The sequence below is a fragment of the Streptomyces mobaraensis NBRC 13819 = DSM 40847 genome, assembly GCF_017916255.1.
GTDB classification, from domain to species: domain Bacteria; phylum Actinomycetota; class Actinomycetes; order Streptomycetales; family Streptomycetaceae; genus Streptomyces; species Streptomyces mobaraensis.
The window spans coordinates 4,453,605-4,475,896 of record NZ_CP072827.1 but is presented as its reverse complement, the minus strand read 5'-3'; the positions used below and the strand labels follow the sequence as shown (position 1 = coordinate 4,475,896).

23 protein-coding genes and 1 pseudogene are annotated in these 22,292 nt (G+C 73.2%); 10 read left to right on the top strand and 14 right to left on the bottom strand.

The genetic code is table 11. From position 1 onward, the window contains the following. Positions 1 to 82: 82 nt before the first annotated feature. Both J7W19_RS19330 and J7W19_RS19325 read right to left on the bottom strand, forming a co-directional pair. Complete coding sequence (locus tag J7W19_RS19330; RefSeq protein ID WP_004955019.1) at positions 83 to 403, bottom strand: DMT family transporter; 321 nt, start codon at positions 401 to 403, stop codon at positions 83 to 85. Positions 404 to 456: 53 nt separating this feature from the next. Beyond that, positions 457 to 867: a DMT family transporter gene (locus J7W19_RS19325; RefSeq protein WP_004955023.1), complete on the bottom strand. Its 411-nt coding sequence runs from the start codon at positions 865 to 867 to the stop codon at positions 457 to 459. 201 nt (positions 868 to 1,068) lie between these two features. Here J7W19_RS19325 and J7W19_RS19320 point away from each other — a divergent pair, with 201 nt between their 5' ends. From J7W19_RS19320 to J7W19_RS19305, 4 genes and pseudogenes are all read left to right on the top strand, one after another. Continuing rightward, positions 1,069 to 1,641, top strand: coding sequence for a MarR family winged helix-turn-helix transcriptional regulator (locus tag J7W19_RS19320; RefSeq protein WP_004955027.1), 573 nt, complete (start codon positions 1,069 to 1,071; stop codon positions 1,639 to 1,641). A gap of 82 nt (positions 1,642 to 1,723) precedes the next feature. Then, positions 1,724 to 2,053 (top strand): annotated as a pseudogene (locus J7W19_RS19315) (deoxyxylulose-5-phosphate synthase); the annotation flags it as partial. Between the two features lie 243 nt (positions 2,054 to 2,296). Continuing rightward, positions 2,297 to 3,217 carry a putative protein N(5)-glutamine methyltransferase gene (locus tag J7W19_RS19310; protein WP_078588279.1) on the top strand — a complete coding sequence of 307 codons (921 nt, stop codon included), beginning with the start codon at positions 2,297 to 2,299 and terminating at the stop codon, positions 3,215 to 3,217. 91 nt (positions 3,218 to 3,308) lie between these two features. After that, positions 3,309 to 3,599, top strand: coding sequence for a cupin domain-containing protein (locus J7W19_RS19305; RefSeq protein WP_233478136.1), 291 nt, complete (start codon positions 3,309 to 3,311; stop codon positions 3,597 to 3,599). A 140-nt stretch (positions 3,600 to 3,739) separates the two neighbouring features. On the opposite strand, the gene J7W19_RS19300 is transcribed toward J7W19_RS19305, so the two are convergent. After that, complete coding sequence (locus J7W19_RS19300; protein ID WP_004955034.1) at positions 3,740 to 4,756, bottom strand: helix-turn-helix domain-containing protein; 1,017 nt, start codon at positions 4,754 to 4,756, stop codon at positions 3,740 to 3,742. 517 nt (positions 4,757 to 5,273) lie between these two features. On the opposite strand from J7W19_RS19300, the gene J7W19_RS19295 reads away from it, so the two are divergent. Then, positions 5,274 to 5,993: a maleylpyruvate isomerase N-terminal domain-containing protein gene (locus tag J7W19_RS19295; protein ID WP_004955035.1), complete on the top strand. Its 720-nt coding sequence runs from the start codon at positions 5,274 to 5,276 to the stop codon at positions 5,991 to 5,993. Between the two features lie 227 nt (positions 5,994 to 6,220). Here the strand turns inward: J7W19_RS19295 and J7W19_RS19290 are convergent, their stop codons facing one another. After that, the gene (locus tag J7W19_RS19290; RefSeq protein WP_078588280.1) at positions 6,221 to 7,210 is read right to left on the bottom strand and encodes an RNA polymerase sigma-70 factor; all 990 of its coding nucleotides are present in this window, start codon (positions 7,208 to 7,210) and stop codon (positions 6,221 to 6,223) included. A 115-nt stretch (positions 7,211 to 7,325) separates the two neighbouring features. Beyond that, the gene (locus tag J7W19_RS19285) at positions 7,326 to 8,006 is read right to left on the bottom strand and encodes an ArsR/SmtB family transcription factor (protein WP_040892648.1); all 681 of its coding nucleotides are present in this window, start codon (positions 8,004 to 8,006) and stop codon (positions 7,326 to 7,328) included. A gap of 64 nt (positions 8,007 to 8,070) precedes the next feature. On the opposite strand from J7W19_RS19285, the gene J7W19_RS33025 reads away from it, so the two are divergent. Beyond that, positions 8,071 to 9,780, top strand: coding sequence for an isocitrate lyase/phosphoenolpyruvate mutase family protein (locus J7W19_RS33025; RefSeq protein ID WP_004955400.1), 1,710 nt, complete (start codon positions 8,071 to 8,073; stop codon positions 9,778 to 9,780). A 336-nt stretch (positions 9,781 to 10,116) separates the two neighbouring features. On the opposite strand, the gene J7W19_RS19270 is transcribed toward J7W19_RS33025, so the two are convergent. Further along, a complete protein-coding gene (locus J7W19_RS19270) occupies positions 10,117 to 10,461 on the bottom strand; it encodes a hypothetical protein (RefSeq protein WP_004955398.1) in 345 nt (114 codons plus the stop codon). A gap of 38 nt (positions 10,462 to 10,499) precedes the next feature. On the opposite strand from J7W19_RS19270, the gene J7W19_RS19265 reads away from it, so the two are divergent. Next, positions 10,500 to 11,477: an aldo/keto reductase gene (locus tag J7W19_RS19265; protein WP_004955397.1), complete on the top strand. Its 978-nt coding sequence runs from the start codon at positions 10,500 to 10,502 to the stop codon at positions 11,475 to 11,477. Positions 11,478 to 11,634: 157 nt separating this feature from the next. Here the strand turns inward: J7W19_RS19265 and thpR are convergent, their stop codons facing one another. Then, a complete protein-coding gene (thpR, locus tag J7W19_RS19260) occupies positions 11,635 to 12,198 on the bottom strand; it encodes an RNA 2',3'-cyclic phosphodiesterase (protein ID WP_040892719.1) in 564 nt (187 codons plus the stop codon). A 19-nt stretch (positions 12,199 to 12,217) separates the two neighbouring features. On the opposite strand from thpR, the gene J7W19_RS19255 reads away from it, so the two are divergent. Continuing rightward, positions 12,218 to 12,751 (top strand): GNAT family N-acetyltransferase, encoded by a 534-nt coding sequence (locus J7W19_RS19255; protein ID WP_004955394.1) that lies wholly within the window; start codon positions 12,218 to 12,220, stop codon positions 12,749 to 12,751. A gap of 33 nt (positions 12,752 to 12,784) precedes the next feature. Here J7W19_RS19255 and J7W19_RS19250 read toward each other — a convergent pair whose 3' ends face one another. The 5 genes from J7W19_RS19250 to J7W19_RS19230 form a co-directional block, all read right to left on the bottom strand. Beyond that, a complete protein-coding gene (locus J7W19_RS19250; RefSeq protein WP_040892717.1) occupies positions 12,785 to 14,167 on the bottom strand; it encodes an MFS transporter in 1,383 nt (460 codons plus the stop codon). Between the two features lie 25 nt (positions 14,168 to 14,192). Then, positions 14,193 to 14,570 carry a MarR family winged helix-turn-helix transcriptional regulator gene (locus J7W19_RS19245; RefSeq protein ID WP_185941661.1) on the bottom strand — a complete coding sequence of 126 codons (378 nt, stop codon included), beginning with the start codon at positions 14,568 to 14,570 and terminating at the stop codon, positions 14,193 to 14,195. Between the two features lie 444 nt (positions 14,571 to 15,014). Further along, a complete protein-coding gene (locus J7W19_RS19240) occupies positions 15,015 to 15,788 on the bottom strand; it encodes a hypothetical protein (protein WP_233478135.1) in 774 nt (257 codons plus the stop codon). Between the two features lie 188 nt (positions 15,789 to 15,976). Further along, on the bottom strand, positions 15,977 to 16,531 hold the full coding sequence (locus J7W19_RS19235; protein ID WP_210455355.1) for a DUF6932 family protein: 555 nt from the start codon (positions 16,529 to 16,531) through the stop codon (positions 15,977 to 15,979). 111 nt (positions 16,532 to 16,642) lie between these two features. Next, complete coding sequence (locus tag J7W19_RS19230; RefSeq protein ID WP_004945154.1) at positions 16,643 to 18,109, bottom strand: NCS2 family permease; 1,467 nt, start codon at positions 18,107 to 18,109, stop codon at positions 16,643 to 16,645. A 235-nt stretch (positions 18,110 to 18,344) separates the two neighbouring features. Here J7W19_RS19230 and J7W19_RS19225 point away from each other — a divergent pair, with 235 nt between their 5' ends. Then, positions 18,345 to 18,647: a DUF2530 domain-containing protein gene (locus tag J7W19_RS19225; RefSeq protein ID WP_004945151.1), complete on the top strand. Its 303-nt coding sequence runs from the start codon at positions 18,345 to 18,347 to the stop codon at positions 18,645 to 18,647. A 20-nt stretch (positions 18,648 to 18,667) separates the two neighbouring features. Beyond that, complete coding sequence (locus J7W19_RS19220) at positions 18,668 to 21,088, top strand: HAD-IC family P-type ATPase (RefSeq protein WP_004945149.1); 2,421 nt, start codon at positions 18,668 to 18,670, stop codon at positions 21,086 to 21,088. Between the two features lie 266 nt (positions 21,089 to 21,354). Here the strand turns inward: J7W19_RS19220 and J7W19_RS19215 are convergent, their stop codons facing one another. Beyond that, a complete protein-coding gene (locus J7W19_RS19215) occupies positions 21,355 to 21,546 on the bottom strand; it encodes a DUF1059 domain-containing protein (RefSeq protein ID WP_040889854.1) in 192 nt (63 codons plus the stop codon). A gap of 116 nt (positions 21,547 to 21,662) precedes the next feature. Further along, positions 21,663 to 22,250: a TetR/AcrR family transcriptional regulator gene (locus tag J7W19_RS19210; protein WP_004945144.1), complete on the bottom strand. Its 588-nt coding sequence runs from the start codon at positions 22,248 to 22,250 to the stop codon at positions 21,663 to 21,665. Positions 22,251 to 22,292: the final 42 nt, after the last annotated feature.

Sequence of the window (22,292 nt, the reverse complement as noted above, 5' to 3'; positions counted from 1 at the left end):
GGTACGCTTTTCGGCCATCGACAAGTGTTTTCGAGATCTTCATACAGCACAGGGGCGCAGGTCACACCCCGTACGCCGGGGCTCAGGCGCCGGCCGCGAGCTTGAGCGTGACGGCCCCGGCGATGATCGCCGCGAAGGAGAGCAGCTTCGGCAGCGTGATCTTCTCCTTGTAGAGGACGGCGCCGAGGACGACGGTGCCGATGGAGCCGATGCCCGTCCAGATCGTGTAGCCGACGCCCACGTCGAGGGTCCTGAGCGCCTGGCTGAGGGTGAAGATGCCGCCGGCGGCGGCGAGGATCGTGAAGACGGACGGCCAGAGCCGGGTGAAGCCCTTGGTGGCGTTGGTGCCCAGCGCGAAGGCGATCTCGAAGACGATGGCGACGGCGAGGAAGACCCAGGCCATGACGGCGCTCCTTTACGGGGGGGGTGGGTGAGGGGCGGGTGGGTCGGGCGAGGTCAGGCGGAGGCCGGGGTACGACGCCGGGTGGCGGACGCGTCCTCGCCGCCCGCGTCCGCTTCCCCGCCCGCGCCCGCTTCTCCGGACCCGCCGAACCCGTCGGCGAGCTTGAGTCCGAGCACCCCGCCGATGATCAGGGCGAAGGCGAGCACCTTCCAGGCGTTGACCGCCTCGTCGAAGATCACCGAGCCGAGGACGACCGTGCCGACGGACCCGATGCCCGTCCAGACGGTGTAGCCCACGCCGACGTCCAGCGTCCGGAGCGCCAGGCTCAGGAAGAAGATGCCGCCCGCGGCGGCCCCGGCGGTGAGCAGCGAGGGCCCCAACCGGGTGAAGCCCTCGGTGGCGTTGGTGGCGAGGGCGAAGACGACCTCGAAGACGGACGCGATGAGCAGGTAGATCCAGGCCATGGTTCCGGCTCCTCCGGGCGTTGGCGAATGACCGACGCGTGTAGTTGCATGTACGTGCATGCTCTTGGGGACAGGCAGAAGCATGCATGTGCAAGTAACCTTGTGTCAACGCTGCCCTGTCGCCGACCGCCGTCACCCCACAGCCGCCACAGCCGTCCCCATCGAGCCGTCCCCACCGCCCTCACCGCTCCGGAGCCGCAGATGCCCGCACCGACCGCCAGGCCCACCGAGTCCGCCGAGTCAGTCAAGTCCGCCGCGTCCACCGCGCCCGTCAAGTCCACCAAGGCTTCCGGGTCCGCCAAGGCTTCCGAGTCCGTACGTCCGGCCGGTCCCGCCTCACCGCCCGTGCCCTCGGCGGACGTCCGGATGTGGCACCGCTTCCTCGCCCTCCACGCCCACGTCGAGCACCGGCTGAGCACCGCGCTCCAGCGCCACCACGGCCTCGGCCTCTCCGAGTACCGGGCGCTGGGCTTCCTCGCCGCCGCGCCCCGGAGCGAACTCCGCATGCAGGAACTGGCCGACCGGCTGGGGCTCAACCAGAGCTCCGTGACCCGCCTGGTCGGCCGGCTGCACGCGGCCGGCTTCACGTACCGCGACGTCTGCCCGGACGACAAGCGCGGCGTCTACACCGTCCTTGAGGAGGCCGGCCGCGCACGGCACGCCGCCGCCACCGCGACGTACGAGGCCACCCTCACCGCCGCCCTGGAGGAAGCCGCCGAGAACGACGAGGGCGCGGGGGCGACGCTCGCGGCCCTGCGCGGCACCCTGGGCTGACCGGCCGCCCGCAACCACCGCCCGCCGCCAAAGCGTTGGCGCCCGCCGCGCGACCACGCCTACCCTCCTCCCCACGCCTCCCGCGAAGACCTCACACGTCTGCCTCCCCTGCCGGGCCTCCTTCAAGCAGGCGCGACTCGGGCCCGCGGAGCCGGCGCGGCGCTGTCCGCGCTGCGCGGAGCCGATGATCGAGGCGGGGGCCGCGTTCCAGCCGCCGCGCCGCCGGGACGCGGCGGGCTGGCGCACCCTCTCCGTTCTCCTGAACGCGGGCATCCGATTCCATACGGACTGCTGCGACGAGGGCCCCGGCTACCGTCCGCGCACCCTCTTCGAGGTCCGGGAGCGCATGACGTACGCCCGCCGGACCGGTGAGCCGTTCGCGCGGGCGCTCGTCCGGCGCGAACTGCCCTGAAGGACCGGTGGACGAGGGCGTTCCGGCCCCCTGGGCAGCACTCCCGGAGGGCCGGCCGGCCACCGGACGGCCCGTCAGGCAGCGGGTCGGGTACAGTGACGCCGGCCAGGACCACGTACGACCCGAGGAGGTGGGACCGATCACCGCAGTGGCAGGTCGGGTGCTCCCCCTCCGGAAGAGTGCGGTCGCCGCGTAGGCGACACGGCGTACGGGAGTGCCCTTCTGATTCCCCGGAAGGCTCTCATGTCGATACCATCCCCCCTTTCCTCGATTCCCTCCCTCTCCTCCCCCTCCTCCCTTTCCTCCCTTTCCTCCGTCGTCACCAGGCTGCGTGCCGCGGGGTGCGTCTTCGCGGAGGAGGAGGCCGAGTTGCTCCGCTCGGCCGCGAGTTCCGCGGCGGACTCCGCCGCCGCGCTCGACGCCCTCGTGGAACGGCGGGTCTCCGGCGTCCCCCTGGAACACGTGGTGGGCTGGGCCGAGTTCGCCGGGCTGCGCGTCGCCGTGGGCCCCGGGGTGTTCGTCCCCCGCCGCCGTACCGAGTTCCTGGTCGAGCGGGCCGTCGCGGCGGCCCGTCCCGGCGCGGTCGTCCTCGATCTGTGCTGCGGTTCCGGCGCGGTGGGCGCGGCGGTGGCCGCGGCCCTGGGCACCGTCGAACTGCACGCCGCCGACGTCGAACCGGCCGCCGTCCACTACGCCCGGCGCAACCTCGGGCCGGCGGCCCGGGTGTACGAGGGCGACCTCTACGCCCCGCTTCCCGCCCACCTCAAGGGCCGGGTGGACGTCCTGGTGGCCAATGCCCCCTACGTCCCCACCGGCGAGATCCCCCTGCTGCCTCCCGAGGCGCGCGACCACGAGCCCCTGGTGACGCTCGACGGCGGTGCGGACGGCCTGGACGTACAGCGCCGCGTGGCAGCGGAGGCCGTCCGGTGGCTGGCGCCGGGCGGCCTGCTGCTGATGGAGACGAGCGAGCGGCAGGCGGTGCGGTCGATGGCCCTGTTCGCCGCCTCGGGGCTGGTGCCGCGCCTGGCGGTCTGCGACGAACGGAACGCCACGGTCGTCACCGGCACCCGCCCGGGACGCGGGCGCGTCCGCTCCTCCCCCGGATCTTTGCCCAACGGTCGACCAGTCGACGACCCGGTGCGCATACGCTCCCGTCATCCCTGATCACCACGGCGGCGGCCGGTGTACGTATCCGTGCCGGCCGCGGAGGAGACGTGTGCCCATGTGCGCTGAGAAATCCGCGGGTTCGATCGATATGGCCGGTATATCCGCCGGGCTGCCCGAAGCCTGGAGTTCGGTGGTCGTGGGGCGGGTGGGGACCGCGCAGATCAAAGTGCTGCGGATGGACGGGCGTACGGTGCCGGAGGAGCGGCACGAGGCGGCCGAGGCGCTGCTCGTCCTCGACGGTCTGCTCCGGCTGGCCGTCGACGGGCGCCCGGTGGACGTCGGGCCGGGTGCGCTGTACACCGTGCCCGCGGGCACTCCGCACGCGGTACTGCCGGGCAGTCAGGGGACGTTGGTGATCGTGGAGCGGGCGGAGGGGTGATGGGCGGAGGGGTGACGTGACTCCGCTCTCGGGCGGGCCCGTTCATCCCCGGTCCGCTGTCCCGGTCCGCTGTCCCCGGCACGTTCACTCCCGCCCGTCGGCCCCGGCGCGTTCGCCCCGCCCGTCGTCCCCCGCACCGTTCACCCCGGCCCGTTCTCCAGCAGCGCCCGCCCCAGCGGTGTCAGCGCGTGCCGCACCGACGGGCCGGTGCGGCGGGTCGTGATGAGGCCCGCCGTCCGCAGCACGGTGGCGTGTTCACTGGCGGAGGCCGGGGAGACGCCGGCGGACCGGGCGAGTTCCGCGGTGCTGCCGCCGGTCGCGGCGGCGGCGAGGACGCGGGCCCGAGTGCGGCCCATCAGCGCCTCCAGGTGGGCGAGTTCACCGGGGCGTCCGTTGCCGGTGGGCGGGGTGAGGACGGAGAGGTGGGCGGCCGTTTCGCGGGCGATCGGGTAGCGGATCTCCAGGGGCGCGTCGGGGTCGGCGCTGTCCAGGCGGAGCACCGGCGCGGTGAGGAAGAAGGTCGGGGTGAGCAGCACGCCCCGGCCGCCGAGGCGCAGGTCGATGTCCAGCGTGCAGGGCGCGTGCAGGACCGGCGACTCCCAGCGCAGGGTGGGGTGGAGGTCGGCGAGCAGCCGCTCGACGCCGTGGTCGGCGAGGATGCGGGCGCGGTGGGTGCGGTCCGCGTGGGCGGCGGCGGCGAGCTGGGGCCAGTAGGGCGCGATGGCGGCGTCGTAGTAGGCGCGGAACCCCCGGTCGACGAGCCGGGCGGCCTCGCGGTCGCCGGTGTGCAGGTCGCCGACCCAGCGGGGGACGACGGGCCGCCACTCCTCGGTGACGGACAGGTCGGCCGTCCAGATCCGGCGCGGCATGCTCCAGGTGGCCCGCAGGCTGTCGTCGAGCGAGGCCGAGCCGCGGACCCGGATGAACGCCTCGGGCACGTACTCGTCCAGCCCCGCCGGCGCCAGTTCCAGCAGCGGCCGGACGGCCGGGGTGAGCCGGCGCAGCGACCGCTCCCGCCAGCCGTCGAACGCGGTAGCGCCCAGGCCGGGGCTCTGCAGCAGCGGCAGGCTGAACGTGGCCTCCGCGAGCGGGTCGGGCACGGGCGTGACGCGGACCCGGGCGAGGTCCTCCGCCTCGAAGTGCAGGCGCAGGGTCATGGCCGACCTCCCTCCGGTCGCTGTGCGGGGACACGGGCACGAGCGGGCCCCTCGGCCCCGCCGGCGCCTGAACGCACGGACGCCCCCATAGCGGAACGCATGGGACCGCACGGAACGCATGGCACGCATGGGTACGTACGGGACGAAGGGGTTCGTTCGTCCGCTTATGTTAAGCACGCCCGGGATCCATCGTCCGGCCCCCCGTGGGTTCCGGTATTCGGCCAGGGCCGAAGGGCTTTGCGGGCGCGGTTCCGCTTGTCCCACACTCCCGAGGCGGGCCGCCTCCACATCGGCCCGGGCGCCGCCGACGCGGCGCCGTCCAGGCGGTTCTGCCGACTCTTGGGGGGACGGCAGGGCTTGCTGGGGGGCATGCCTGGACGAAGCGGAAGGGCACCGTCCCGCGTGGGGGCGGGACGGCGCCCTCCCTTTCCCCGGGTGCCCTGGGGGTGCCGAGGTACGCGCTCGCGCGTGCGAAACGCGCTGTCGGGGGCCTTGGTGCGCACAGTACGTTCGCCGCATGGTGACTCCTCCGCCGTCTCCCGGCCGTACGTCCTCCTCCGCCGCCGCCTCCTCTTCCCCTTCCGCTTCCGTCGCCTCGCCCGGTTCCGTCGCCTCCGGTTCCGCCGCCGACGATCTGGCCCTCGTCGTACGGCTCGCGTCGGACGCCCTCCGGCAGGCCGACCCGTCCGCCTGGGACCGCCCGGCGGGTGGCCTGGAGTGGACGTGCTGGGAGACCGTCGAGCACCTGAGCGACGACTTCTTCGCCTACGCCGCCCAGTTGGGCCCGCGCCGGCCGCCGCAGGACGGCGAGGTTCCGTTCGTATGGGAGAGCCGGCGTCCGGGCGGGCCGGCGAACGTCATCCACGCGGACCGCGCGGCGGGCCCGGACGGACTCCTCCACGTGCTGGAAGCGTGCGGCGCGCTGCTGGTCGCCATGGTCAGGACGGCGCCGCCGGACGTGCGGGCGCACCACGTCTTCGGCGCGTCCGACCCGGCCGGCTTCGCCGCCATGGGCACCGTCGAGGCGCTCCTCCACACCCACGACCTCGCGGCCGGCCTCGGCCTGGCCTGGAACCCGCCCGCCGACGTGTGCGCCCGCGTGCGCACCCGCCTGTTTCCCGACGCGCCGGCGGACACCGACCCGTGGGCCACCCTGCTGTGGGCCACGGGCCGCGGCGAACTCCCGGGCCGGGAACGGGTCACGCGGTGGCGGTGGGACGGGCGACCGCGGGAGTAGCGGGTGGGAAGCGGGAGGCGACGGGAAGCCGCCTGCCTCGACCCACCCCCGTCGGCCCCGCCTGCCTCGACCCGCTTTCGTCGACCTCGCCTGCCTAGACCCGCTCCCGTCGGCCCGCCTGCCTCGGCCGGCGCGCCTCAGCCCGCGTGTCAGCCCGCGCGTCAGTCCGCGCGTCGTCCGCGTAACGCAGCCCGCGCATCAGTCCGTGTGCCTCAGCCGGGCGCCCCTCAGTCCGCGCCCCTCGGCGTGCGGCGCAGCTCGTGGTGGATGGCCCAGGCGTCCGCCACCGGTCCGACGTGCCCGAGCTTGTCGGGGTTGAGCACGATGCGGATGGCGTGGATCCGCCCGTCGTGCACGTCGAGCGCCATGACCTGGAGCACCTTGCCGTCCCGGTCGCGGAAGACGGCACCCTCCTGCCCGTTGACCTCCGTGCGCTCGTACGTCACGTCGGCGTGCGCCAGGCGCGGGAAGAAGGCGGCGAGCAGCCGGGCCACCTTCCCGCCGCCGATGACGGCCCTGGCCAGCTGCGGGGTCTTCCCGCCGCCGTCCCCGACCACCGACGCGTCGGTGGCGAGGAGGTCGCGCAGGCCGGTGACGTCGCCCTCGCGCAGGGCGCCGAAGAACCGTGCCGCCAGCTCCTCGCGCTCCTCGCGGGGCGCCTCGAAGCGCGGGCGGCCGTCGGCCATGTGGCGCCGGGCCCGGACGGCGAGCTGGCGGCAGGCCGCCTCGGAGCGTCCCACGGCCGCCGCGACCTCGGGGAAGCCGAAGTCGAACACCTCCCGCAGCACGAACACCGCCCGCTCCGCCGGACTCAGCCGCTCCAGCAGCAACAGGGCGGCCATCGAGACGGAGTCGGCCAGCTCCGCCGAGCGCTCCGGGTCCTCGTAGGGGTCGGCGAGCAACGGCTCGGGGAACCACGGCCCGACGTACGCCTCCCGCCGGACGCGGGCCGAGCGCAGCACGTCGATGGCGATCCGGGTGACCGTGGTCGAGAGGAAGGCCCTGACCGAGCGGGGCCGCGTCGGAGTGGCGGCGAAGCGGAGCCAGGTCTCCTGGACGGCGTCCTCGGCCTCGCTCACGCTGCCCAGGAGGCGGTAGGCGATCGAGAAGAGGAGGGGGCGCAGTTCCTCGAAGTCGTCGGTCCTGCTCGTGCCACCGCGCTCCGGTGCGTGCTCCGCGGTCGTCGCCCCCGCTGCCCCCGCTGCCCCCGCTGTCATCGCCGTCACCGCCGTCACCGCCGTACCCCCATGATCGAGAATGCTCCGCTCCCCCTACGACGAGACGGCGGCGCCGCCTGTGACATCCGGGGTGGCCCGCGGACGTCGGGGCAGCCTACGCGTCCGCGTGCACCCCCAGCAGTTCGCGGAACGCCTCCGCCCCCTCCGGCGTGACCTTCACCGCCCGCCCGGATCCGACGCGCCGCACCCAGGCGCGGTCGAGCGCCGTGGCGCAGAGGGCGGCGCCCAGGGCTCCGGCGAGGTGGTGGCGGCGTTCGGTCCAGTCGAGACAGCTCCGGACCAGGGGGCGGCGGCTGCCCGCGGGGTGTTCGAAGGCCAGGGCGTCGGCCAGCCAGGCGCGGCCCGCCGGGGTGACGGCGAGCCCAGCGTCGGCGGCCACCAGGCCCCGGGCGAGCATCGCGTCGGCCAGGATCACGCCCAGCCGGCCGGCCAGGTGGTCGTAACAGGTCCGGGCCCGGGCCTCGGCACCGAGCCGGCCGGACGCGCGCAGGCCGTCCGGGCGCGGCGTGCCGGGGGCGTACGAGGCGAGGGCCTCGATCAGTCCGGCCGCCTCCGGGCCCGCCAGCCGGACGTACCGGTGCCGCCCTTGGCGTTCCTCGGCCAGCAGGCCGCCCTCGACGAGGCGGGAGAGCTGTTCGCTGGCGGTGGACGGCCGTACCCCCGCGTGGCGGGCCAGCTCACCCGCCGTCCAGGCGCGGCCGTCGAGCAGGGCCTGGCAGAAGGCGGCCCGGGTGCGGTCGGCGAGCAGCGCGGCGGTCTCGGCGAGAGGTGACATGACGTCATGATGGCGCGGGAACGGTTCGGCGGGCGCCGAACCGTTCCCGCCGTAGCGTCGGGGCATGACGACGCACACGCACGTCCTCGGCGCTTCCGCCGACATCCGGGCCGCCCTCGCCGACCCCGCCCTCGTCCCCGGACTTCCGGCCTGCGCGCCGGGCCCCGCCGGGGCGAGCGTCGCGTGGCTGCGGGCCACCGTGGCCCGCTTCTCCTCCGGCGAGACGCACCGCCGCCGACGGGCCCTGGTCGAGGCCGAACTGGCCCGCGTGGAGCCCGACGCCTTGCGGCGGGCGGTGGCGTTGGGAGACGGCGGCGGCGACGTGCGGGTTCGGGTGGTGCGCGCCCTCGCCGGGGCGCTGGGGCTGCCGGAGCCGGATGAAGTCGCCCGGGACGTGGTTCTCGTGGCCGAGGTCTACTTCGGCGGGGAGGATCCGGCGGCGGACGAGGCGGTGGGGCGGCTGGTGGCGCGGTTGGGGGTGCCCCGGCACCTCCCCCAGAGGGGGCACCCCCATGTCACCGTTTCCTGCGGGGGCGAGCCCCCGCACCCCGAGCGCGCCTGCGGCGCGCGTCCTCACACGCCGGACGGGCCGGATTCAGCCCGTCCGGCGCTCGGCGCAGCCCCAGGCGACGGCGGACCGGGGCACACCCCCCACCCGGAAGAAGCCGCCAACCTCATCGGCCTCCTCGTACAAGCCTGCGCCACCAGCGCCCTGGTGGAAGCCGCGGCCGGCGGCGACAAGCCGTTGGCGCGGGTGATCCGGGAGAACACACCCCTGCGCGGCATGCGGCGAGTGGCCACCCGGGCCACCCGCGTCGCCGGACGGGAGGTCACCGAGGGCGACGTGGTCGTCCTGGACATCGCCGCCGCCCACCGCACCCACCCCGTACCGCTCGCTTTCGGGGCGGAACCCCGGGTGTGCCCCGGCCGGGAGCACGCCCTCGCCCTGGCCGAGGGCCTGCTCGGCCGCCCGTCGACCCCCTTCGCCCGGCTGCACCACCGCACCGCACCGCTCCTCCTGCCGAACGCCTGGGACCACGCCTCCGCCGCCGCGCTCGCCGCGGAAGGGTTCCCGGCGGTCGGCACGACGAGCCTGGGCGTCGCCGCCGCGGCCGGGCTCCCGGACGGGGCCGCCGCCACCGCCGGGGAGACCCTCGCACTGGCCCGCCGGCTCGGGCGCGGTCCGTTCCTCCTCAGCGTCGACGCCGAAGGCGGGTTCAGCGACGACCCGGACGAGGTGGCCCGGCTGGCCCGGGAACTCCACGCGGCCGGGGCCGCCGGGATCAACCTGGAGGACGGCCGCCCGGACGGCACCCTCACCCCCGCCGACCTGCACGCCGCGAAGATCACCGCCGTGAAGGCCGCCGTACCCGGCCTGTTCGTGAACGCCCGCACCGACACCCACTGGCTCGGCGTCCGCCGGGAGGAGACGGCGGCGCGCCTGGCGCTGTACGAACAGGCGGGCGCCGACGGCGTGTTCGCGCCGGGGCTCACGGACCCGGAGGGCATCGCCGCGCTGGTCGCCGGCCTGCTCGTCCCGCTGAACGTCCTGCACACGCCGGACGGTCCCACCCTCGCCGAGCTCGCGGCCCTGGGCGTGCGCCGGGTGAGCCTCGGTTCGCTGCCCTACCGGACGGCCCTGGCGGCGGCCGTGTCCGTCGCCACCGCCGTACGCGACGGCCGGCCCACGGACCACCGCCTTCCGGCGCCCTCCTACGCGGAGGTACAGGCACTGGCGCCGCCCGGGCGGCGCGGGGTGACGGGGCGGCGGTGACGAAGGCTGCCGGCCGGCCCGGCGGGTCGGCCGGTCGGAGAACGACCGAGAAGACCTCGGCCTGCCACGGCACCGACGAGGCGATCCCGCCGGGCGACGGATCGGCGCCGTGACCACACGGCGGAAAGGCACCGTGACGGCACGGCAGAACGGCACCGTGATCGCGTGACCGGGCGCCGACCGGTGGAACGGGCTCCGCCTCCGGCGCCCCGGACACCGCGGGCCCCCGCGGCCGTGCGCGAGCGTCCCCCGCCCGGCTCGCTCCGGGCGGCGCCCGCCCCCTGGCTGGGCCGAGCGGGCCGGGTCCCGGCGAGCGAACGGGACCCGGCCGCCTCCCTACCCGTACTCCGTGGACCGGGCGTCCTCGACCGTCCGCTTCTCGGGAACGGGCGTCCCGCCGGTGACAGGCTCCTCCACCGCGCGTTCGGTCTTGGTCCAGTGCCCGCGCCGGGTGACGATCTGCCACAGGGCGCGCCAGCCGGCGGCGAAGCTCAGGTACAGGCTCACCGCCACGGCGGGAGACCAGCAGACCGCCTTCCAGAGCGGCAGGTCGTCCGTCCGGCGCCAGTAGAGCAACGCCGCCGCCAGGTAGGCGGCGAACGGCAGCGACTGCCAGGCCAGGACGTTCGGCCACAGGCCGGGCTTCGAGCCCCCCGCCCGCCGCGCCCTCGAAAGGGTCACCCTTGATTCCCGCCCGCCCCAAGGCGTTGGCTGGGCGCATGGAGTACACGCAGCTCGGGCGCACGGGACTCAGTGTCAGCCGGATCGTTCTCGGGACGATGAACTTCGGACCGCGGACCGACCAGGCCGACAGCCACGCGATCATGGACGCCGCCCTCACCGCGGGCGTCAACTTCTTCGACACGGCCAACACCTACGGGGGCCACGACGACCGCGGCCGGACCGAGACCATCATCGGCGACTGGTTCGCCAAGGGCGGCGGCCGGCGGGACAAGGTGGTGCTGGCCACCAAGGGGTACGGCGCGACGGAACCGGGGGCCGAGGGCGAGTGGCCCAACCGGTCGCGGCTGTCGGCGCTCAACATCCGGCGGTCCGTGGAGGCCAGCCTCCGGCGGCTCCGCACCGACCACATCGACCTCTACCAGTTCCACCACGTGGACCGGGAGACGCCCTGGGAGGAGATCTGGCAGGCGGTCGACGTCCTGGTCCAGCAGGGCAAGATCCTCTACGCCGGTTCGTCCAACCACGCCGGCTGGCACATCGCCCAGGCCAACGAGACCGCGCGCAGGCTCGGCTCGTACGGGCTGGTCAGCGAGCAGTGCCTGTACAACCTGGTCGAGCGGCGGGCCGAGATGGAGGTCGTCCCGGCGGCGCGGGCGTACGGGCTCGGGGTCATCCCCTGGTCGCCGCTGGGCGGCGGGCTGCTGGGCGGGGCGATCCGCCGCGCGGCCGAGACGGGCCGGACGGCGGAGGCACTGGCGAACACGTCCGTGCGGGACCGCATCCAGGCGTACGAGGACGTCGTCGACGCGCACGGGCTCGTCCCCGGCGAGGTGGCCCTCGCGTGGCTGCTGACCCGGCCCGGGGTCACCGGGCCGATCGTCGGGCCCCGGACGGTGGAGCAGCTGGGCTCCGCGCTCAAGGCGGTGGAGCTGGAGCTGCCGGACGAGTTGCTGGTGTCGTTGGACGGGATCTTCCCGGGGCCGGGGGAAACGCCGGAGGCTTTCGCCTGGTAGGCGGTTGCCGCCCCGGCCCCTCCCCGCCGCGAGCGGATCAGCGCACAGCAGCCACCACAGCCACAATGACGAGCATCAGGGCCAGCGCCCCGGTCATGATCCGGTTTCTGGTCTTCGGGTCCACCTTGGAAGGGTAACGAACCCCCTCAGCACCCCCTCAGCCCCCCAGCTCCCAGGACCGCACCGTCTCGTACCGCGGCCGCTCCCCCGGCACCCCCGATCCCGGGAGCCGGCTGCGGACCAGTTCCAGTCGCTCGGCGGTCCAGGGCGAGCCCCGGAAGTCCGAGAGCGCTTCCGCGAACGGCCGGAGGGCGACGCCCCCACCCGCACGGGCGAGCGTGAGGTGCGCGTGGAACGGGCGGGACTCGTCCACGGGCACGCCCGCGCGCCGGGCCGCCGCGCCGGTGGAGCGGGCGAGGGCGCGGAGGGTCGCGACGTCGCCGTCCGCGCCGGCCCACAGGACGCGGTCGCCGAACCGGCCGCCGCCCGCCAGCCGGAGTTCGTGCGCGGGATGGCGGTGGGCGGCCCGGCCCAGGCGCTCGGTGAGGTCCGGCAGCACCGCTTCGTCCACCTCGCCCAGGAAAGCGAGGGTGAAGTGCCAGGTCGCGGGGTCGGCCCAGCGCAGCCGCCCGCTGTCGGGGAGGGAGTGCAACCCGGCGACAGCAGACTGGAGTTGGGACAGGGCGGGCGGGGGAGGAACGACGGCGACAAAGAGGCGCATGCCGATTAGTGTCCCGCGGATGGAGATCTCGCAGCGGGAAGACGGCCGACTGGCCATCAGGAAGGGCGGGGTCGAGGACCTCCCCGTGGTCCTCGCGATGCTCGACAGCGCCGTCGCGTGGCTGACGGCCCGGGGCCGTCCGGGCCAGTGGGGCACCGAACCGTTCTCGACGCGGCCGGCGAGCGTCGGCAAGGTCCGCGGGAACCTGGCGTCGACCACCGTCCGGATCGCCGAGTACGACGGGATACCCGTCGGCACCCTGACCCTGGCCCCCCGGCCGTCCGAGTACGTCGAACCGGCCGGGGAGCCCGAGGTGTTCGTCCGGCTGCTCATCACCGACCGCCGCCGCGCGGTCCCGGGCGTCGGCGCGGCGCTCCTCGCGCACGCGGCGCGGGAGACCCGGCGGCAGGGCGTGGACCTGCTCCGGGTGGACTGCTACGCGGGCGACGACGGGCGGCTGGTCGCGTACTACCGGGGCCAGGGGTTCGTACCGACGGAAACGTTCCGCGTGGGCGACTGGCCGGGGCAGGTGCTGGAGCGACGGGTGGGGTGAGGGGCCCGCGTCCCCCCGCAACCTCACCTCCCCTCACGCCGCCGTCGTCAGCGCCCCCGCCTCCTGCCGCTCCCCCGCCGCCGGGCGGCGCGGTACGAAGCGCACCGGCCGGCGGCCGTGCCGCAGGTCGACCTGGAGCCGCAGGCCGGCGGCGCGGGCCAGGCCGACGCCGATGCCGGCCGCCGCGAGGACGGAGATCACTCCGCCGGCCGCGAAGCCGACGCGGGCGCCGCAGGTGTCGGTGATCCAGCCGACGAGGGGCGCGCCGATCGGGGTGCCGCCCATGAAGACCATCATGTAGAGGCTGAGCACCCGGCCGCGCATGGCGGGGGCGACGGCCAGCTGCACGCTGGAGTTGGCGGTGACGTTGATCGTCAGGCCGAACATCCCGATGGGCACCAGGAGCACGGCGAACAGCCAGAACGTCGGCGACAGGGCGGCGGCGACCTCCAGCAGTCCGAAGGCGACGGCCGCGCCGACCATGACGCGCCGCCGCGAGCTGCCGCGCCGGGCGGAGAGCAGGGCGCCGGCCAGGGAGCCGGCCGCCATCAGGGTGTTGAGGAGGCCGTAGGTGCCCGCGCCGGCGTGGTGGACGTCGTTGACGAACGCCGTGAGCCAGATGGGGAAGTTGAAGCCGAAGGTGCCGACGAAGCCGACGAGGATGATCGGCCACAGCAGGTCGGGCTGCTCGCGGACGTGCCGCAGCCCTTCGCGGAGCTGGCCCTTGCCGCGCGGGGCGGTCTCGGCCTTGTGCAGCTCCGAGGTGCGCATCAGCAGCAGACCGGCGATGGGGGCCACGTAGGACAGCCCGTTGAAGAGGAACGCGGCGCCGCTGCCGACGGCGGTGATCAGCACACCGGCGACGGCGGGGCCGACGAGCCGGGCGGTCTGGAAGTTGGCGGAGTTGAGGCTGACGGCGTTGCCGAGGTCGGCGGGGCCGACCATCTCGTGGACGAACGCCTGCCGGGCGGGGTTGTCGACGACGGTGACGAGGCCGAGGGCCAGGGCGGTGAGGTAGACGTGCCACACCTGGACGTGGCCGGAGAGGGTGAGGGCCGCGAGCGCGAGGCCCGTCAGCCCGCTCGCCGCCTGGGTGATGAGGAGCAGGAGGCGCTTGGGGCACCGGTCGGCGATGACGCCGCCGTACAGGCCGAGGAACAGCATCGGCAGGAACTGCAGGGCGGTGGTGATACCCACCGCGGCGGAGGAACCCGTGAGGCCGAGGACCAGCCAGTCCTGGGCTATTCGCTGCATCCAGGTGCCGGTGTTCGACACGACCTGGCCCGCGGCGAAGAGCCGGTAGTTGCGGATCCTGAGTGAGCTGAACATGCCCCCCTTGCGGGTGAGGGGGGTGGTGCGTGCGTCGTCGTGGCGGTTCGGTGCGGGTGCGGAGTCTGCTCCGGGTCCCGTACTCAAAGTGGGTTCGCCTCCTTTGCTCGGGCTACAAGTGCGCGAGTTTCTCCAGTACCGGTGCGGCGGCGCGCAGCGTCGCCCACTCGTCCTCGTCCAGTCGCCCGGCCAGCTCGGCCAGCCAGGCGTTGCGCTTGCGCCGGCTCTCTTCGAGCATGGCCTCGGCCCGCTCGGTCTGTGTGACCACCTTCTGCCGGCGGTCCTCGGGGTGCGGTTCCAGCCGGACCAGGTCCTTGCTCTCCAGCAGCGCGACGATGCGGGTCATCGACGGCGGCTGGACGTGCTCCTTGCGCGCCAGCTCCCCCGGGGTGGCCGAACCGCACCGGGCCAGGGTGCCCAGGACGGACATCTCGGCCGGGCTGAGCGATTCGTCGACCCGCTGGTGCTTGAGCCTCCGGGACAGCCGCATGACACCGGAACGCAACGCGTTGACGGCGTCCGTGTCGGGATCGGTACCGGTACCGGTACCGGCGGTGTCCGAGGGCTGCTGTGCGGGATCGGGGACCTCGGGGGAAGAGGTGCGGGACAGGTCCGGCATGTTCATTAGATTAACTCATTATTTCACCTAAGGAAAGTGTGCACGGACGGGCGCACGGGAGCAGCGGGGTCCCAGGGACGGGTCACGAAGGGGAGCGCAGCGGCGGAAGCGCGCCCTGCCAGCCCCGCAAGGGCCCGAATTCTCGAGCGGAGCGCATACGGGCCTTTCCAGCGCGACCGGAACCGGCCCGCGCCGGGCGCGTCGCCCATGAGAGACACGCCCGGCGGCGGGTAAACGGCAAGGAAGGAGGCTTCCCCGTCCACGACGCAGTCCACCTAGGGCCCGTACCGAGCAACAAGCCGAACTGCATTCGGATCAGGCGTTTCGCAATGCCAGGACCACGTATACCTTGCGTTCCCGACCTCCAGCGGAACGCACTGTCGCCACCTCAAGGTCGGCCTCGACCCGGTTCCCGAAACATCCGCGCAGCTGAGCCGTGACCTCCGCGTCCGTCCTCGCCCGGATGATCTCTCCCGCGTCGGTCCGGATCTCCACGGTTCCTCGCAGCTCGCTCGCGCTGCCCAGCCAGCCGACAATCGTCGTGGTCTCGGGTTCTCCGAAATCGCTCTGCTCACAAAGAGCGCGGACCCGCTGGGCACCCTCCCGGGTCCACTCACTACGCCTGGTACGGCCGCCGCGTCCCTGCCAGGACATCCGCAGCCCAAGCCCGTCATCCGCGAGTCCGGCGGCCAGGGCCCCTAGGTGCTTCATGGCACGTTGCCCCAACGGCACAAGGTGCTCGGCCAGAAGGTCGTCGGACCGCCCCGCCCCTTCTGAGAGTTCGGCGACCTCGAAGACCACGTCTACCGCGTCTTCGAGAATGGTGGCGGGACTTCCCGAGACCCCAGTGAAGAGATCACCGTCTCCCTCGGGCCCGCGCAGAGTCAGTCCGAAGGACGACGGAAAGACGGCTGCCGCGCTTAGTGCCGTGATGTCCCTTATGGTCCTGGGGATAGGTGCGTGTCTCGTGGGACGTCCCGTTCGCGCCTGTGCGATTGCGGAGATCGACTCCTGAAGATTGACCAGGAAGGAGCCGAGCACCGAGATGCCGACGGTGTGCTGTTCCGTCGGAGCGCCCGTGAGAGCCACGTCCAGCAGCGTGCGGGGGGACCGACTCTCGGGGGCTCCGAGGCGTTCCAGCAGCCGTCGCCGTTGCAGGGCGGCGAACTCCGCCGGAGATTCCGGGCCCATCCGGTCCGCGCCGCGCCGTCCGTGCTCCCGCATCCATTGACGTACGGCGTCCTTGTCGTGCGGATCTGGAAAACGTGCGGGGGTCGTCACAGCAGGACCTCCACATAACCTCGGCGCAGCGACCACACTTCCCCTTCGACGCCCTTTGGCGACCTGGTGCGCTGCCATATCTCATCGTAGAGACCTATGTCCCGGAACGAGTCGTTTGCCGGGGATGGAAGGGTATCGCGTGCCATTCGCCAGACAGGCATGTCCTCAGGCAGCCTGAGGACGGACGCATCAACGCGCATGCCGTGGTCCGCACACCACCCTCTGTCAGTGAGGTCGTCGAGCATGCCCAGCGCTTCCCGGTCGAGCCGGTCGTGCACCTCGGCCCTCAGCAGATAGGTCACGTCGATGTCGCCGGGATCTTCCTTGGCGCTGACGAAGCTGCCGGCTACCCACAACCGGCTGATCTCACCCGCCACGGCTTCCAAGGCACCCCGATGGCACTCCCACTCGTCCCAGAGCAGCTTGCGCTCGTCGGCGTCGGAAAAACATGGGGCATCTACGAAGGCCGCTCGCAGTTGTCCGAGGTCAGCTGTGTGACGACCGGGCGGCAGCAGCCCGGTGACCGGATCCGGTTCCGGCAGACAGCCCATCACATCCCCCGCGCGAACGGATCTTCCGACTTGTCGGATCGTAGCGGGCCGGAACGCGACGGCGGGTGGGTTCCTGAGAACCCACCCGCCGAGAGCACCGTCGGGAGGCGGCTACTTCACGCCGAGGGCGCGTTCGATCGGGTCGAGCATGAAGTAGACGAGGAAGCAGGCGCCCACCACGTTGAGGAGCCAGGGGATCTCGCGGGCCCGGCGGTCGGCGACGCGGAGGAGGATGAAGGCCAGGACGCCGATGCCGATGCCGTTGGTGATGGAGTAGGTGAACGGCATGGAGACGATCGTCAGGAACGCGGGGATCGCGATCGTGAAGTCGCTCCAGTCGATCTCCTTGACGTTGGCCGCCATGATCAGGAAGCCGACGACGAGCAGGGCCGGGGTCGCGGCCTGGGACGGGACGACGGTCGCCAGCGGGGTGAAGATCAGGGCGAGGAGGAAGAGGCCGCCCGTCATGAGGTTGGCGAGGCCGGTGCGGGCGCCCTCGCCGACGCCGGCGGTGGACTCGACGAAGCAGGTGTTGGCGGAGGCGGAGCCGAGGCCGCCGGCGGCGACGGCGACGCCGTCCACCATCAGGATCTTGCCCATGTTGGGCAGCTGGCCGTTCTCGTCGGTGAGCCCGGCCTCCTCGCCGACGCCGATGATCGTGCCCATCGCGTCGAAGAACCCGGACAGCAGCACGGTGAAGACGAACAGGCAGCCGGTGAGCAGGCCCACCTCGTGGAAGCCGCCGAAGAGGCTGATGTTCCCGACGAGGCCGAAGTCGGGGGTGGCGACGACGCTGTCGGGGATGCGGGGAACGCTGAGGCCCCAGTTGGCGTCCGGGATCACGGCCAGTTCGTTGATCACGATCGCCACGAAGGTCATCACGACGATGCCGATCAGGATCGCCCCGGGCGTCTTGCGGACGAGCAGGATGAAGGTCAGCGCCAGGCCCGCCGCGAAGACCAGCACCGGCCAGCCGTGCAGCTGGCCGCCCTGGCCGAGGCCCATGGGGACGGTGGTGTGGGCGGCGTCCGGGTTGCGGGTGACGAAGCCCGAGTCGACCAGGCCGATCAGCGAGATGAACAGGCCGATGCCGATGGCGATGGCCCGCCGGAGGCCGTTGGGGATGGCGTCCATGACCCGCTGCCGCAGACCCGACGCCACCAGGATCATCAGCACCAGGCCGGCCAGGACGACCATCCCCATCGCGTCCGGCCAGCTCATCTTGGGGGCGAGCTGGAGCGAGACGACGGCGTTGATGCCGAGGCCGGCGGCGCAGGCGATGGGGACGTTGCCGATGGCGCCCATGAGGACGGTGCTGAGGCCGGCCATCAGCGCGGTGGCGGTGACCAGTTGGGCGTTGTCGAGCTGGTGCCCGAACTTGTCCTGACCGGCCCCGAGGATGATCGGGTTCAGGATGATGATGTACGCCATCGCGAAGAACGTGGCGAGACCGCCGCGCAGTTCGCGGGCGACGGACGAACCCCGCTCAGTGATCCGGAAGTAGCGGTCGAGCGGACCGCCGGACGGCGTCGGGGACGGCTGCTGGGCGTCGACCGGTGTGGTGGCCGAGGAGGACATGCGGGACCTCAGACGTACGGGACGGGGGCCGAGGCCCACGGAGCGGTTGCTGGGAAGGGGCCGGATCGGACCGGACATGGAGAGGTATGGATGTTCATACAAAAGAAACCGATCAGACCCGACTCGTTTCAGTATGAATAAACAAGCCTCGAATTGCTATCTCCGCGCGTAGACCCCTATAAGCCCCGGGGATCCGGCCAAGATCGTCGACTCAGGACGGACTAGGCTGGCGGCCATGACGAAGTGGACACCCAGGCACGAGGCGCCGGAGCCCCTGGAGGGCAATGTCGTCGCCACCATCACCGGCGGCACGATCGTGTGGTTCGTCCTCTTCCTGGTGCAGCTCCCCTTCTACGGCCGGCTCTCCGACGGCGGCCACCTGTGGTGGCTGTGGACCTGCCTGGCCGGCGGCGGGCTCGGCCTCGTCGGCGTCTGGTACGTCCGCAAGCGGGACGCCGCGATCAAGCGGCACGCGGCGGCGCGGGAACGGGAGCGCGATGCGGCCGAAAGCGTTCCTTCGGAAGGTGAAACGGGCTGAACGCCCGTACCGTCGGATGCATGAGCGATCCGGCGCAGACCGCGGGTGAGACCGCGGACCAGGCCGCACGCGGGGCTCCCGCCCGACCGCCGCACCCGCACCGGCACCCCGGGCTGACCGCCGCGGAGGTCGCCGAGCGCGTCTCCCGGGGCGAGGTCAACGACGTCCCGGTGCGCTCCTCGCGGTCGGTGGGGGAGATCGTCCGGGCCAACGTCTTCACCCGGTTCAACGCGATCATCGGCGTCCTCTTCCTGATCATCCTGGTCGTCGGCCCGCTCCAGGACGGCCTCTTCGGCTTCGTCATCGTCGCCAACACCGCGATCGGCATCCTCCAGGAGCTGCGCGCCAAGAAGACCCTGGACTCGCTCGCGGTCATCGGCGAGTCCAAGCCCACCGTCCGCCGCGACGGCACGCCCGTCTCCCTCGCCACCGGCGAGATCGTCCTCGGCGACGTGATCGAACTCGGCCCCGGCGACAAGTGCGTCGTCGACGGCGAGGTACTGGAGAGCGACGGCCTGGAGATCGACGAGTCGCTGCTGACCGGTGAGGCCGACCCGGTGCTGAAGAAGCCGGGCGACAAGATCATGTCGGGGTCGTTCGTGGTCGCGGGCGGCGGCGCCTTCGCCGCCACCAAGGTCGGCCGCGAGGCGTACGCGGCGCAGCTCGCCGAGGAGGCGTCCCGCTTCACCCTCGTCCACTCCGAACTCCGCACCGGCATCAGCCGGATCCTCAAGTACGTGACGTGGATGATGGTCCCCACCGCCGTCGGCCTCGTCATCAGCCAGCTCGTCGTGCAGGACCACGACTGGCGGGAGGCGGTCCGGCGGATGATCGCCGGGATCGTACCCATGGTCCCCGAGGGGCTGGTGCTGCTGACCTCCGTCGCCTTCGCGATCGGCGTCATCCGGCTGGGCAACAAGCAGTGCCTGGTGCAGGAGCTGCCCGCGATCGAGGGCCTCGCCCGCGTCGACGTCGTCTGCCTCGACAAGACCGGCACCCTCACCGAGGGCGGCATGGACGTCTCCGACCTGCGGCTGCTCTCCGACGCGGAGGAGGCGTACGTCCGCCAGGTGCTCGGCGCCCTCGGCGACTCCGACCCGCGCCCCAACGCCAGCCTCCAGGCGATCGTCGACGCCTACCCCGACGGCGAGGGCTGGCGCTGCGCCGAGGCGCTCCCGTTCTCCTCCGCGCGCAAGTACAGCGGCGCCGAACTCCACTCCCCCGACGGCGAGGTGGCCACCTGGCTGCTGGGCGCGCCCGACGTGCTCCTCAAGGAGGGCGACCGGGCCCTCGGCGAGGTCGAGGAGCTCAACTCCCAGGGCCTGCGCGTGCTGCTGCTCGCCCGCGCCGGCCGCGACCTGGACGACCCGCGCGTCGCCGAGGACGTCAGCCCGGCCGCCCTCGTCGTCCTCGAACAGCGGCTGCGGCCCGACGCGGCCGACACCCTGCGCTACTTCGACGAGCAGAAGGTCGCCGCGAAGGTCATCTCCGGCGACAACGCGGTCTCCGTCGGCGCGGTCGCCGCCAAGCTCGGGCTGCCGCGCGCGGAGTCGCCCGTCGACGCGCGCAAGCTGCCCGCCGAGCGCGAGGACATGGGCAAGGCGCTCGACGAGGGGTCGGTTTTCGGCCGCGTCACCCCGCAGCAGAAGCGGGACATGGTCGGGGCGCTCCAGGCGCGCGGGCACACGGTCGCGATGACCGGCGACGGTGTCAACGACGTACTGGCGCTGAAGGACGCGGACATCGGCGTCGCCATGGGCGCCGGCTCGGAGGCGACGCGGGCCGTCGCCCAGATCGTGCTCCTCAACAACAGCTTCGCCTCACTGCCCTCGGTGGTCGCCGAGGGGCGCAGGGTCATCGGCAACATCACGCGGGTGGCCACGCTGTTCCTGACCAAAACCGTCTACTCGGTGCTGCTCGCCATCCTCGTCGTCTGCACCCGCGTCCCGTACCCGTTCCTGCCCCGGCACCTGACGCTGCTGTCCACCCTGACGATCGGCGTCCCCGCCTTCTTCCTGGCCCTGGCGCCCAACAAGGAGCGCGCCAAACCGCACTTCGTCCGGCGCGTGATGCGGTACTCCGTCCCGGCCGGGCTGATCGCGGGCCTCGCGACCTTCGCCACCTACCTGCTCGCCCGGCACTACTACACGGGCGCCGGCTCCCTCGACGCGGAGACCAGCGCGGCGACGCTCACCCTGTTCCTGATCTCCATGTGGGTGCTGGCGATCATCGCCCGGCCGTACACCTGGTGGCGGGTGCTGCTGGTCGTCGCGATGGGGGTGGCGTTCCTGGTGGTCCTCGCCGTGCCGTGGCTGCAGCGGTTCTTCGCCCTGAAGCTGGTGGGGGCGACGCTGCCGTGGGCGGCGGTGGGCATCGCGGCGGTGGCGGCGGCGGTGCTGGAGGTGGCGTGGCGGTGGGTGGGACGGCGGTTCCCGGCGTGAGTGGAGTAAGCGGGAGTGACCCGGCGCATTCCGGCGTGAGCGGCCGTTCCGGGCGTGAGCGGGAGTGACGCGGCCGCTTCGGGCGGGGGAAGTAACGCCGCCGTTTCGGGCGCAAGGGGAAGTGACGCGGCCGTTTCAGGCGCAAGGGGAGGTGACGCGGCCGTTTCAGGCGCAAGGGGAGGTGACGCGGCCGTTTCAGGCGCAGGGGGAAGATACGCGGCGGGCGACCGGGGCCGGTGCCCGCCGGCTGACGGTCGACAGCGATCTCAGGCGGACGGCTGCTCGTCCTCCAGGAAGTCCCGCAGCTTCTCGCGCAGCTCCGGCGTGTCCTCGTGCCGGTGCACGGAGACGGCGTGCTCGGCCGCGGCCCGCAGGACCTCGTCCTCCTCGCCGGAGATGGTGAGCGTGCAGTGCGACTCGCTGGGGTACTTGCGGCAGTCCGCCACTTTCCTGGTCATCTCGGCCTCCCGGGTCCCGAACGAACCGGATCGGTACTTCCCAGCGTAGGACGCGGCGCAGGACGCGGCGCAGGACGCGGCGCAGGACGCGGCGCAGGACGCGGCCGAAGCGCGCCTCAGTCGCCGAGCAACCGCCGGACGTGGGCGGCCAGCGCCGCGCGCAGCCGCTCCGGGTCCTGGCCGCGCTCGCCGACGAGGTGCTCGACGAGGTCGGCGCGGACGGCCGCCAGCAGCGCGTGGGCGGTGAAGGACACGTCGTCGTCACCGGCCCCGACCGACAGCCGGCGCAGCGCGTCCGTGAGGACGTCGTGCCACCACCCGTAGTGGGCCACCGCGTAGGGGCTGCCGGCGCCCGCCTCCTCCAGCGCGAGGGCGAGGTGGCGGTGGTCCAGCTTGAAGCGGAGCACGGCGTCGAGCAGGGCGGGGACGCGGTCGCGCGGCGGGGTGCCCGGGCCGAGCGGCGGCGGGCCGGCCTCCACCGCTTCCCGCAGTGCGCCGGTCCGGGCCTCGACGACAGCCTTGATCAGGCCCGTACGGTCGCCGAACCGCCGGAAGAGCGTCCCCTTGCCCACCCCCGCCGCCGCGGCGATGTCGTCCATCGAGACGCTCCGGGGGCTCTCGGAGCGGGCGAAGAGGGCGTCGGCGGCGGCGAGGACGGCCTCCCGGTTGCGGACGGCGTCCGCGCGGGGACTGCGTGCGGTCATGGGTCTCCGGCTCCTGTCTCCGTGCCCCGGGCACGGAAGCCT